The organism is Microcoleus sp. K4-B3, assembly GCF_036704615.1.
Lineage (GTDB): Bacteria > Cyanobacteriota > Cyanobacteriia > Cyanobacteriales > Microcoleaceae > Microcoleus.
This window is the reverse complement of the sequence record NZ_JAUBSF010000004.1, coordinates 25,386-37,713: the sequence shown is the minus strand read 5'-3', so window position 1 is coordinate 37,713 and position 12,328 is coordinate 25,386. Positions and strand designations below refer to the sequence as shown.

At 47.4% G+C, this 12,328-nt stretch carries 14 protein-coding genes; 10 read left to right on the top strand and 4 right to left on the bottom strand.

The features are described 5' to 3' along the window. Nucleotides 1–88 precede the first annotated feature (88 nt). From QUA78_RS03545 to QUA78_RS03525, 5 genes are all read left to right on the top strand, one after another. Nucleotides 89–304 (top strand): hypothetical protein, encoded by a 216-nt coding sequence (locus tag QUA78_RS03545; protein WP_333398591.1) that lies wholly within the window; start codon nt 89–91, stop codon nt 302–304. Continuing rightward, a complete protein-coding gene (locus QUA78_RS03540) occupies nt 279–1,316 on the top strand; it encodes a D-hexose-6-phosphate mutarotase (RefSeq protein WP_333398590.1) in 1,038 nt (345 codons plus the stop codon). The genes QUA78_RS03545 and QUA78_RS03540 overlap by 26 nt, the downstream gene beginning before the upstream one ends. A gap of 332 nt (nt 1,317–1,648) precedes the next feature. Beyond that, nucleotides 1,649–3,175 (top strand): phosphomannomutase/phosphoglucomutase, encoded by a 1,527-nt coding sequence (locus QUA78_RS03535; RefSeq protein WP_333305444.1) that lies wholly within the window; start codon nt 1,649–1,651, stop codon nt 3,173–3,175. Between the two features lie 52 nt (nt 3,176–3,227). After that, a complete protein-coding gene (locus QUA78_RS03530; RefSeq protein WP_333305446.1) occupies nt 3,228–3,455 on the top strand; it encodes a hypothetical protein in 228 nt (75 codons plus the stop codon). A gap of 137 nt (nt 3,456–3,592) precedes the next feature. After that, the gene (locus tag QUA78_RS03525; RefSeq protein WP_333305448.1) at nt 3,593–3,718 is read left to right on the top strand and encodes a hypothetical protein; all 126 of its coding nucleotides are present in this window, start codon (nt 3,593–3,595) and stop codon (nt 3,716–3,718) included. Between the two features lie 105 nt (nt 3,719–3,823). Here QUA78_RS03525 and QUA78_RS03520 read toward each other — a convergent pair whose 3' ends face one another. After that, nucleotides 3,824–4,948: a formylglycine-generating enzyme family protein gene (locus QUA78_RS03520; RefSeq protein WP_333305450.1), complete on the bottom strand. Its 1,125-nt coding sequence runs from the start codon at nt 4,946–4,948 to the stop codon at nt 3,824–3,826. Nucleotides 4,949–5,407: 459 nt separating this feature from the next. On the opposite strand from QUA78_RS03520, the gene QUA78_RS03515 reads away from it, so the two are divergent. Together QUA78_RS03515 and QUA78_RS03510 are read left to right on the top strand one after the other, a co-directional pair. Beyond that, the gene (locus tag QUA78_RS03515) at nt 5,408–6,259 is read left to right on the top strand and encodes a M23 family metallopeptidase (protein WP_333305453.1); all 852 of its coding nucleotides are present in this window, start codon (nt 5,408–5,410) and stop codon (nt 6,257–6,259) included. 207 nt (nt 6,260–6,466) lie between these two features. Continuing rightward, nucleotides 6,467–7,003: a late competence development ComFB family protein gene (locus tag QUA78_RS03510; protein ID WP_006631395.1), complete on the top strand. Its 537-nt coding sequence runs from the start codon at nt 6,467–6,469 to the stop codon at nt 7,001–7,003. A gap of 240 nt (nt 7,004–7,243) precedes the next feature. Here QUA78_RS03510 and psb29 read toward each other — a convergent pair whose 3' ends face one another. Beyond that, nucleotides 7,244–7,957, bottom strand: a complete 714-nt coding sequence (gene psb29, locus QUA78_RS03505) for a photosystem II biogenesis protein Psp29 (protein WP_333305455.1) — start codon at nt 7,955–7,957, stop codon at nt 7,244–7,246. 340 nt (nt 7,958–8,297) lie between these two features. Between psb29 and QUA78_RS03500 the strand changes: the two genes are divergently transcribed. After that, entirely contained in the window at nt 8,298–8,918 is a 621-nt protein-coding gene (locus QUA78_RS03500) for a chromophore lyase CpcT/CpeT (protein ID WP_333305451.1), read from the top strand. Nucleotides 8,919–9,163: 245 nt separating this feature from the next. On the opposite strand, the gene QUA78_RS03495 is transcribed toward QUA78_RS03500, so the two are convergent. Together QUA78_RS03495 and hemF are read right to left on the bottom strand one after the other, a co-directional pair. After that, complete coding sequence (locus QUA78_RS03495; protein ID WP_006631392.1) at nt 9,164–9,526, bottom strand: STAS domain-containing protein; 363 nt, start codon at nt 9,524–9,526, stop codon at nt 9,164–9,166. Nucleotides 9,527–9,583: 57 nt separating this feature from the next. Next, nucleotides 9,584–10,627 (bottom strand): oxygen-dependent coproporphyrinogen oxidase, encoded by a 1,044-nt coding sequence (gene hemF / locus QUA78_RS03490; protein WP_333398589.1) that lies wholly within the window; start codon nt 10,625–10,627, stop codon nt 9,584–9,586. A gap of 281 nt (nt 10,628–10,908) precedes the next feature. Between hemF and QUA78_RS03485 the strand changes: the two genes are divergently transcribed. Next, the gene (locus QUA78_RS03485; protein WP_333026460.1) at nt 10,909–11,979 is read left to right on the top strand and encodes an Mrp/NBP35 family ATP-binding protein; all 1,071 of its coding nucleotides are present in this window, start codon (nt 10,909–10,911) and stop codon (nt 11,977–11,979) included. Between the two features lie 131 nt (nt 11,980–12,110). Further along, nucleotides 12,111–12,302, top strand: a complete 192-nt coding sequence (locus QUA78_RS03480; RefSeq protein WP_333135231.1) for an NAD(P)H dehydrogenase subunit NdhS — start codon at nt 12,111–12,113, stop codon at nt 12,300–12,302. Nucleotides 12,303–12,328: the final 26 nt, after the last annotated feature.

The following is a 12,328-nucleotide window of genomic DNA, read 5'->3' as shown; positions in this document are numbered from 1 at the left end:
CGTCCGACTCGTCAGGAGTTGTGAAGTGGGGCGCATGAGAGTCGATCGACTCCACTGAATTTAACCCAATGGCTCAACGGGAGACCGAATGGCTGGTGAAATGCACTACATTCGAGGTTGCACAGGTAAGCCGTTGCTGCTGATTCATAGTTTGGCCCGAAGCTGGCGATCGGGGCATCCCATCCTCAACGAGCTCGCGGCTAAACGCGATCGGCTTGCTTGCGGAGAAATCAGCAAAGTTTGTCGGTGGGTTCGATCGCACATCCCCTCGCGATCGGTTGGCACTCCCAATTCGTTTATCTGAGGACATCGTTGTGTCGATCGCACCTTCCCCCGTCCAACCCAACAATCTAATCAATCTAGCAACCATAATATCGGATAATTGTAAAGCAATTAACCAAGCTAACAGCATGAGTATTGACCAATTAAACACAGACTACGGCATTGCCGGGAACCTCACCTTCGCCACCGGAAACGGTGGTTTCCCGATGATTCACATCGACAACGGTCAAGCCAAAGCCTTAATTTCTGTGTATTCCGGTCAAGTGCTCTCCTTTCAACCAGCCACTGAAACCACAGACTTGATGTTCGTCAGCGAAAAAGCCTACTATGCCGAAGGGAAAGCCATCAAGGGCGGTATACCAATCTGTTGGCCCTGGTTTGGCCCCGATCCCGAAGCCTTGGGGCGTCCGAGTCATGGGTTTGTGCGGAATCGCTTTTGGAATGTGCTAGAAACCGCCACAACCCCAGACGGCGCAACCAAAGTCACTCTAGGACTCAAGGATACCGATGAAACTAGAGCAATTTGGCCCCAAGCCTTTGAACTGGCGATCGCAATTACGATCGGCACCAGCCTCACTGTAGAATTAATCACCCGCAATCTAGGCGACAAAGCATTTCCCCTCACCCAAGCTTTCCACACCTATTTCCAAGTCGGCGATATCAACCGCGTGCAGGTTTTAGGCTTAGAAAATAGCCAGTATCTTGATAAAGTTGATGGTGGTGTGGAAAAAACTCAAGTGGGTGCAGTGGTCGTAACAGGTGAAGTCGATCGCATTTATCTTGATGTCACCAATGAATTAGTCATTGACGATAGCGCCCTAAATCGTCGGATTCGCATTAAATCATCGGGTAGTAAATCCGTCGTAGTGTGGAATCCTTGGGTGACAATTTCTGCAAATATGGCCGACCTTGATGATGCAGATTATCAGCGTTTACTCTGCGTAGAAACGACCAATGCAGCTACAGATATTGTGGAAGTTCCCGCTCATGGTGAGTTCCGCTTGCAGGCAATTTACAGCGTTGAACGCGACTAAGAAATTAGAGCTTAATCTCAGCGGTGATGGGGCCAAAATTCCCAGTAAGGGGTTCAACATTTCAATTGGATATTTTGGCCGTTGCTCAAATCCCACATACAAGACTGGGATTGTTTCGTTAAATACAACTTAAATGCCGATTAGCTGATTGAATTGAAAAACTCTGTCACCCTAATGACTAATAATACCAAATCCCAAATTTCTCCCCTGTTTATTTCTTAGTCCGCGAAGGACGTTCGGCGAAGCTGAGTCGAACCGTCTAGCCGCAGACCAAAGTTTGTACGATCGGTTTCAACCGCCGACTCCGATCTTTCTACTTACCATCAATTATTATGCAAAACTTCAACTGGACAAAACTTCAAAATGGATCAGACATTCGCGGTATCGCCCTAGAAGGCGTTACCAATGAAAAAGTCAACCTCACCCCCGAAATTGCGACAATCTTAGGTAAATCCTTTGTGAGTTGGCTGGCGCAAAAACTCAATAAATCAGCAACAGAATTAACGATCGCGATCGGGCGTGACAGTCGCTTATCAGGGCCAACCTTAATGCAAGCAGTCATGGAGGGAATCGCCTCAGTTGGTGCAACCGTGTACGACTTTGAAATGGCCTCAACACCCGCCATGTTTATGAGTACCATTACCCCTGGTTTTGATTGCGACGGCGCGATTATGCTCACTGCTAGCCATTTGCCATTTAATCGAAACGGCTTAAAGTTTTTTACCGCCAAAGGTGGGTTACAAAAACCGGATATTACAGATATCTTAGCACTAGCCCAAAGCAATAACTTTCAGCCAGCCGCATCGCCCGGTAACATTACAAAGCATGATTTCATCTCTGTTTATGCTAACCAATTTGTCAAAAATATCCGGGAATCAGTCAATCATCCAGATAATTTTGAGCAACCGCTAACAGGATTAAAAATTGTTGTAGATGCAGGCAATGGTGCTGGCGGTTTTTATGTTGATAAAGTCTTAAAACCTTTAGGTGCTGACACTAAGGGCAGTCAGTTTTTAGAACCAGATGGTACTTTCCCCAATCATGTGCCAAATCCCGAAGATAAACAGGCAATGCAGTCAATTTGTCAAGCGGTAATTGAACATCAAGCTGATTTTGGGATTATTTTTGATACCGATGTCGATCGCAGTGCGGCCGTCGATGGAGTTGGCAAGGAACTCAATCGCAATCGCTTAATTGCCTTGATTTCTGCGATCGTATTACAAGAACACCCAGGCTCTACCATTGTCACCGATTCTATCACCTCTGATGGCTTGACACAATTCATCGAACAAGATTTAAAAGGGATTCACCATCGCTTTAAACGCGGCTACAAAAATGTGATTGACGAGTCGATACGCCTCAATAAAGCCGGACAGGAATCATGGCTGGCGATTGAAACCTCTGGACATGGAGCTTTGAAAGAAAATTACTTTCTGGATGATGGCGCTTATTTGGTCAGCAAATTATTGATTGAATTGGCTAAATCAAAGCTAGCAAATCAATCTTTGCCAGATTTAATTGCAAATTTAAAAGAACCCGAAGAAAGTGCAGAATTTCGGATTAAACTTGGTGTGGATGATTTCCAAGCCCAAGGATATCGCGTTATTGAGCAACTGCAAGAATTTGTCTCAACCCAAGCCGACTGGAAAATCGTTCCCAATAACTACGAAGGTCTGCGAATTTCCTGCACGTCAGCTAGCGAATCCGGCTGGTTTCTGTTACGCTTATCACTCCACGATCCGGTGATGCCTTTGAATGTTGAGTCTAATGTTAAGGGTGGTGTCGCTCGCATAGTGGCTCGGCTTTTAGCTTTTTTCCAAACAACAGAATCCCTTGATTTGTCGGCACTATCGAGCTAAGTTTTACTGGTGCCAGACTGTTAGTAAACCAAACCCAAGGAGTAATTTAATCATGTGGCTTTTAATCATAAAATGTTCTGCTGCAAGCTGGGATATCCATTCCAAAGCTTTCAAAGCGATCGCTGCCAAATATCCGGCCACGCCTTTCTCTTCCAAAAAGATGAAAGGCGATGGTCAACGCATCATGGAATATCAGCTTGAGAATGTCAACGATGTAGAGGAATTTATGGAAGAATGCTTGACTTTAGATGGTTTCACTGCTACCTTTGAATCCCTATAATTATAGGTGATAGATTATAGCCATTCTCAATTTTTATCTACGGCTGTTTCTCTCGACTCATTGCGGATTGCTATAGTTAGTCTAGATAATTAAAAATATCTCCGCGAGAGAAACGTTAAGCACAGCTAGTGATGGTAATGACTGTGAATCGAGGCAACTGCGGACTAAGTGCGGAAATAGTTACGGATCTGATTGTGCGGTGGCGGCAGTTGAAAGCAAACCGCCAGTTCGATCGCGCCGTCTTTTGGATGGTGCGTCGCTGACAGATTATCCCTGGAACCTGTAGATTGTAGAAGGCGACGCACCCTACAAAGAATCAACAGAGAAAAGAGCCAAATAGCCAGAGAGAAGATCCCTTACCGGGAAAACTAGGATGGGGAAGAATACGACGACATTGCTACGCGAAAACCCTCTATCAAAGAAGAGCCGATGCCTTCCCGATACGGGCTGTGACACAGGTACAAGATGCGATTGAAGCGATCGTAATCTGTGTGCTGGATAGACTCAAGGTTCATCCGAATTGAGAGTGGGAGAATACCGCCAGTTGGTGCGCCTTTGTCGGTATCACCAAAGTTAATGCCGCACCATTCCGCAACCTTGCGGTGCATATCGTAAAGTCCAAAAGCATTGGGCCCAAAACTCCCCACCTCCTTTATTTGGCGATGAAGACCCTGCGGTGCATCAAGGTCGGGATGATTGCCTTTACGGTTAACTTCTATTATAGTTTCCATAAAAAAATTACCATCAAATGAGGCTGTTGTACCGGCACGACAAGCATATTCCCATTCTGCTTTACTCAGGAAACGATATTTTTTTCCAGTTTTTTCCGAGAGTTTTCTACCGAATTTTAAGGCCCAACGCCACGATACATTTTCAACAGGAAGTTTTTCGCCTGTGAAACTCGATTCATTGATTTTCTTTCCCATTACTGCTTCCCACTGTGCTTGGGTGATGGGGTATTTGCTTGCATAAAAAGCGGGTATTGTGACTTGAGGCTTCCCACCTTCCTCATAAACTCTATATCTATCACCTTCTGTTACTGGCGAACCCATCATCAATTTACCACCGGGAATGTAAACCATTTCCAGCACAATTGAGTGGCCGAGGTCTTCGGTGAAGCAGAAAGCAAATGACTTAAGGCGGCTGCTTTCTTTTCCATACTGATCGACTGCGCTCGCCTCAAATTCAAATATATTAGAAAAGTTTTGTAAATATTGTTTTACCTTCTCATCATTCCTATCTTTCAGCAGTGAATAGGCAGCTAATTTTAGCTCGACTGACTTATCCTGCAATGCTCCCATTATCAAATCTAATCCTGCATCTCCATATTTCAGCGCTTCCGACAGTGCAGCGATCCTCACTTCAAGGGTGGGCGAGGCTAATCGGCTTTTAACGCCTGCAATTCCTCCGAGTACCGCCGCATCTAAAGGAGTTGAATTTTGACCGCCAAGGATGGCATCATATTCTCCGGGTCGAGCCTGCTCGTTTGGCATGATATTTTGACCTCTGTACTATTAATCTGTACGATGCGATGGTTATAACATTTATATAAAATATACGTCAAATATTCATCACTTATGCAGCAATACGGTTAAAACATAGATGCCAACAGAGAAAAGTCAGGAAGAATAGACTCTGGGATTGCTTCGTTCCTCTCTTCGGACAAGCATTAACCCAAGCGTATAGACTTATGCAGCTACACTAAAAACCAGAAAAATAATTAGTTGCGCTTGGAGTTTTCACAGGCGACACTTAACAGACTTCGCACGAGTCATAATAATGCTTGAATTTCTAAGGTGAGAGGGTACTCAGATGGCAATTTTTGTGTAACATTAGCTAAACAAAGATTAAGGATATCGGGCATGACAGCGACTGTGAATCGAGCCAACTCCGAATCAATTGCGGAAAGAGTTGTGCGTGCTATTTTGAAGTGTAGGCTGTTGAACGCACACATGAAGAGATCGATTTTGAGCGGGGGAATTGTTGCTGGTATTCTAAGTTTTGCCCTGCCAGTGCAAGCTTTGCAGGTAGTTGTGACGCCGGCAAATCCCCAACTGGGAGATACGCTGTCAGTAATGATTCAGGTTGACGGTAACGGCGGGGAAACTCCAAAAGTTTCTTTACAGCAGAAAAACTACCCTGCGTTTCCCATTGGCAACGGACGCTTTCGGGCCCTGCTGCCGACGACGCCTGCAGAGAAACCCGGTGCCCGCCTTGTTCAAGTCGCAGGTGACGGACAAGTGCAGAAGCTAAGTGTGCAAGTGCGCGATCGAGATTTTCCCACTCAATCCATCTGGCTACCGCCTGGGAAAGACGAGGAAGGTACAGATGCGGAGTTCGATCGCGTAGACGCATTTAAAGCACTGGTGACACCCCAAAAATTTTGGGACGGCAAATTGTTGCGCCCCAACTCCGGCGAAATTACCACTATTTACGGAGTTCGCCGATACTATAATGGGGTATTTGCTCAGGACTACTACCACCGCGGCGTCGATTACGCGGGTGCTTACGGTTCCCCTGTAGTCGCACCAGCAGCAGGTCGGGTGTCTCTAGTGGGACGCGAATCTCAAGGGTTCAAAATCCACGGGAATGTCGTTGGTCTCGACCACGGTCAGGGGGTAGCAAGTATTTTGATGCACCTCAGCCGGATTGATGTCAAGGAAGGCGATGTCGTGAAAGCCGGTCAAGTAATTGGTGCTCTGGGGTCAACGGGGGCTGCCACAGGCCCTCACCTGCATTGGGGACTTTACGTGCACGGGCAGTCCGTCGATCCCGTACCTTGGCGGCTTCAGGGAATTGAGTAGGAATTTTTACGGGTTTTGACGGATTTATCAGTCAATTATGGGGTAAGTTTGTGGCTGGGGTGTGCAGATAACTTTATGGGTTATCAGTATTGAGTTAGGATTTGTATAAAATTTCTCAACTCAACTCTCAAAACTCGAATCTCAAGACGCTAACAATCGCGTCTTCACAAAACTTTATTGATGATGCCGTTGAGCGGGGACGCATATATGAGTATTGAAAAAATTGTTGAACAAGCTTTGCAAGACGGCTATTTAACGCCGTCTATGGAAGCTGAGGTGGGACGGATATGCAATACGGCTTCGGAATTGTCGATCGAAGAGTACATGGCTCTCGATCGCCTGATGGGCTCTTTGTTGACTGGCGAAGTTGTGGTTTTGCCACGCAAACAGTTCATCAACGTGATGGAAGAGTTGGTGCTCAGCGATGCGATCGCTAGGGTGGCCGAAATTGAGGCGACGAGCGACCTGAGTCTGGATGTGGGAGATATTGCAGCTTATGCTTTAAATAGGCTGCCACCTCTTTACGCTACGACGGAAGAGGGAGCTCACTTTCAAAGGGCTAGGGCTAAAGAGCAACTTCACGATTTAATTTCCAAAGAAGTCAACGCAGCGATCGCCCGCAACTTGGACAGACCCGACACCCCAAACCCCACAGCTTTGGGCAAGTCTTCGGGAAACGAAGTTCTTTCACAGCTAAGCACTTGGCTGCAAGCTAACGCCACTAATTTTGAGCCGCAGCCTTAGTACCACCCCAAAAGCTCTATTTTAGTTAAGTCGATCCCGCTCAATTCAGAAAGCGGGATTTTTAGTTGGTTTCTGAGCAACCAACATCTAAACGCACAAGACAGAAGCCAGAATTCAAGAAAAAAAATTAAAATTTAAGAGTTTTTCTTTGATGTAAAAAATAAAAAACTCCCTCTTCCTTCTTCCTTGTTCCTGACATCCGTTACATCCGTTGCCGAACTTCCTTCTTCTTTCAAACAATTAATTGTTGCTGTCAGAAGAGTCACCCAAGGGGCCGACGGTAACTTTTGTCTCTCGTTTTTCGCGTTTTTTTCGTTCCGCTTGGATGACATCTTGAAGCACTATTCGCGCTTGAGCCATTTTTTCCAAATTGCTGCGGTACAAATCTAAATCTTTGCTAACTTTGTCTTCTGGGAGGTGCAATGCTGCACAGACTTTGGCGATCGCGCCGTTTCGCGTTTCTTGGTTTTTTACCAAGTCGGGGTCAGCTTTTTCTAACAGGGAGAACAAACCGATCGCAAACAAGCGGCTGTACTTAAATTGAGGGTTGCTGGCGATCGCCCCTAAAGACGCTTGCAAATCCGCTGTATCTTCAAAGCTGGTCGAGCGATCGAGCCACGAGAGCAACTCTTGCCCGGAAAGTCGCTCCGCCAAGCTTTCCAATCTTTGAGCGTCTTGTTTGTAGCGATCTGGATCGTCTTCTAGGGACTTGCACAAAGCGTTAAAAATCGAAACTCTGTCTGCTTCTGGGGCGTACCCGAGCATGAATCGATCGAAAGCTGTCACTACACCCAAAGCATAAATCGGGTCGTATTGAAAATCGGCATTTGCCGAAAGCAAGTGCATTTCTACCATCAACTCTTCCACCACTCGACGGTAAATTGAGTTGATCGGTCGAGTGTGAATCGTATAGAAACTTCGCTTAGTATCTGAAACAGTACGGTTATTGTTCACCTGAGTCTTATAGATAAATAATTTTGCCGCAGCGGGCGTGCCAGCGCGGCGTGAGTAAAGTCGGGGGAGTCTTTCTGCGATCTGGCTGACAAAAATTGCCAGTTTTTTAAGCGTTGCCGCCTCCTTGCGAGACAAAATTTTATCAAAAATATTTTACGCCCGATCGGCAGCAACAATTAATCTGTCGCACTACGAGAGCCAAACCCCAGTATCTTTACAATCATAGCTCTTCTGGGATCGCTCATAAATCTAATCTTCTGACTTGCGCAGCCCAGAGATCGCAACCCATATCACAATAAGTTTTTTCTGTCAAGCCATGAACCTGAAAAATCAAACAAACATGACAATTTCTCCTGAATTAAGAGCTTTAGCCCAGTACATGGCGGGCGAATTTGACAACCGGGAACAAGCGCTAGCAGACCCGGCTTGGTACGTCCACCTTCGTTTGTGGCAAAGACCCGTACCCGTTCCTCTTTTTTCCGAACCCAGCATTACTCTGTTTGCCGAACAAGCCAACATTCTGGAATTAGACAAGCCATACCGCCCCCGCATCGTGCAACTGAGGCACTCACAGATAGCGCCGGGACTTATAGAAGCTCAGTATTATATGTTCCACGACATTGAAGCCGTCAAAGGAGCCGGTTGCAACCCCGACTTGCTTGGAAAGCTAACGAAGGAGCAAATCCAACTCCTCCCCGGCTGCACCCTCTCGGTTGGGGTGCAAAATGTAGCCTCAAACGGCTATCGGTTTCGGGCATCTTTGCCGGAGGGCACTCGCTGCGGCTTTGCCTACGGGGGGCAAAATTACCAAGTAGACTTGGGGTTTGAAGCTGCAGGCGAGGAATTTCTCAGCTACGACAAAGGAATCAGCCCCACGACAGGCAAGGCTATCTGGGGAGCCTTAATGGGCCCTTTTAGATTTGTCAAGCGTCAGGATTTTGCTGCTGAGATATTGGGTTGAACCACAAAGCAACAAGAAAGAAGGAAGAAAGATTTAGTTATCTAGGACAGAAGGCAAGACTTTACCTTGACATATTCTTCTACTTTAGTGTTTTGGTGAATGTTTCAACCTTTCAAGAAAGGAATAAGGCAGAAGGAAGCAGGCAAAAATTTACCTGCTTCCTGTTCTTCTGCTGGGTTTCTGCGCGCTTCTGAGTCTCAAGCTTAAATTACCCGCGACACTGCAACCGATGCCAGCAGGAGTGCTCAACTTGCGCGCGGCACCCCCTCTAGAGCTTCTTCTTCCGTTTCAAAGATTTCAAACACAGAATCCATCATGGTGACTTCAAACACCAGTTTGGCTTCTGGATGAACATTGCAAATGCGGAAACTTCCCTTAACTTTATCCGCATCCCGCATACCTGCTACAAGTGAGGTCAGGCCAGAACTATCGATAAAGTTAACCTGACCAAGATTCACTACGACATGGCGGCTGAGTTTGGAAATACACTCTTGCAACTTGAGGCGGAATTGCCAAGCTGTAGTGATGTCCAACCGTCCTGTCGGTGCTAAGACGATAACTGTTGTACCGTCTTGAAGCGTGTGGGTTTTTTGATCAATATGAATCACTGACCCTTCCCTCAAATTTATTATCTATCGCGGTGGTTACTGTCCCAGTAGTTTAACTCAGGTCGGTGACTGCTGAGGCATCCAATTCGCCCAATCTTGCGGTTTTAAGAACTTGGAGTAGAGTTCGGCTTCTGGAGAGTTGGGTTCTGGCTCATAGCAGTATTCCCAGCGTACCAAAGGCGGCAGGGACATCAGAATCGATTCGGTGCGTCCGTTGGTTTGCAAGCCAAAGGTCGTGCCTCGATCGTACACCAAGTTAAATTCAACGTAACGGCCGCGGCGGTAAAGTTGGAAATTACGCTCGCGATCGCCGTATTCTTTCGATCGGTGCTTTTCCACAATTGGGGTGTAAGCCGGCAAAAATGCCCGGCCGCAGTCCTGTACGAAGGCGAACAGCGACTCCCAAGTCCTAGGTTCCGGCACCCCAATGTTGTTGCTGCACTCAGCGGCCTTGCCTTTGACATGATGGTCGCGGTAAAGCGCGCCTTGAGCGCTTTGGTAGTCAAAAAACAGGCCGCCCACGCCGCGGGTTTCTTGGCGGTGAGGCAGGTAGAAATATTCGTCGCACCAGAGTTTAAATGTCGGATAATATCCGGGATGGTGGCGATCGCAAGCTGCTTTCAGAGTTTTGTGAAAATGAGCTGCATCCTCAGCCAACGGGTAATAAGGAGTCAAATCGACACCGCCGCCAAACCACCAAATCGGCCCAGCCTCAAAATAGCGGTAATTCAGGTGAACCGTAGGCAAATAGGGATTGCGGGGGTGCAGCACCATCGAAGTGCCCGTTGCATAGAAATCGTGACCGGCAGCTTCTGGGTGCTTTGCCAGAATCAAAGCCGGCAAACTTTCGCCCCAGACTTGGGAAAAATTGACTCCCCCCTGTTCAAAAACATTGCCTTCCCGCATGACGCGAGAACGTCCCCCGCCGCCTTCGGAGCGTTCCCAAGAGTCCTCTTGAAATTTGCCCAGGCCATCGAGCTGTTCGAGGGATTGACAAATTTCGTCTTGTAGGCTTTTCATAAATTGGCTGACTCTAGCTCTAGAGTCAGCGGGCGGCAAAAACGGGGAAGTGGCGGTTTTAAGTGTTGTAGAAACTGTCATCCGATTTTAGATTTTAGATTTTAGATTTTAGATTGAAGAATTGCGACCACGGATCAATTGGGGGATTGTGACCAAATTGCTTTCGGTCGTAGAAATTCTTGCCGATCGCATTTGAGTTTGAGATTGACCGTGAGTCCCAAATCCTGTCGTCATGTAATTATGCCACCGCAGGTCTGCAAATGATCGCTATGAAGTTACATTAAAAAATAGCAATAAAAATATACTTAAACCTGCGATCGAAAATTCGCTAACCCAATTGCAGAGCTATGGTGGAGAACACAATGCCCAAGACACTCGATGTCAGTTCAGTCTTAGAAATCCTGCGACCCGTGCAAGACCCCGAACTTCAAAAGAGTTTGGTGGAATTGAACATGATTCGTAACATCAAAATTGACGGCGGTGTCGTCAGCTTTACTTTAGTGCTGACAACGCCTGCTTGCCCGCTGCGAGAATTTATTGTCGAAGATTGCCAAAAAGCGGTCAAACAGTTGCCAGGAGTCGAAAAAGTGGCGGTGGAGGTGACAGCCGAGACGCCACAGCAGAAGGGAGTGGTCGATCGCCAAGGCATTGAAGGAGTGAAAAATATTATCGCAATATCCAGTGGCAAAGGCGGCGTCGGCAAAAGCACGGTGGCGGTAAACGTGGCAGTAGCGCTGGCGCAAACCGGCGCTAAGGTGGGTTTGCTGGATGCGGATATCTATGGGCCCAACGACCCGACCATGTTGGGTCTGGGGGACGCGAAAGTGATGGTTAGGGACGGAAAAAGCGGGGAAAGCCTCGAACCCGCGTTTAATTACGGCGTCAAATTGGTGTCGATGGCGTTTTTAATTGACAAAGACCAGCCCGTAATTTGGCGCGGCCCGATGTTAAACGGGATCATTCGGCAATTCCTCTATCAGGTGAATTGGGGCGATTTAGACTATTTGATTGTCGATATGCCTCCGGGTACTGGAGACGCGCAGTTGACAATGGCGCAAGCGGTGCCGATGGCTGGTGTCGTGATCGTGACGACGCCGCAGACTGTGGCTTTGTTGGACTCCCGCAAGGGGTTAAAGATGTTCCAGCAGTTGGGTGTGTCGGTGTTGGGAATTGTGGAAAACATGAGCTATTTTGTGCCGCCGGATATGCCAGACAAGCAATACGATATTTTCGGTTCCGGCGGCGGGGAAAAGACTGCTGCTGAGTTGGGAGTGCCGCTGTTAGGCCGCATTCCGCTGGAAATTCCGTTGCGGGAAGGTGGCGATTCTGGGGTGCCGATCGTGGTGGGACAACCGGGTTCTGCTTCCGCTAGAGAGTTGCGGGCGATCGCGGGTCGCATTGCGGGTAAAGTTTCCGTAGCAGCCTTAGCCTAACAAACTCTCGTTTCTGGGCTTTGCCTCGTGTTTTCCTGTTGACGAAGATTTGCCTAGTTCTCAGGCTCTGCTTGGGAACTAGAAACGAGAAACGGTAAGCTATAAACAGCCAACTTAACATTCAAAGAATTATGATTTTTCCAGGTTCGGCAGTTCGAGTTAAAGATAAGGGTGAGATTTACTACACCTTTCAAGGACAAGTCCAGCGAGTTAGCGACGGGAAAGTAGCGGTACTGTTTGAAGGCGGGAATTGGGACAAGCTGATCACCTTCCGGCTGTCGCAGTTGGAACTTGTTGATGCTACGGCTGGCCGCGTGAAATAGTCAGCGGTCATTAGTCATTGGTCATG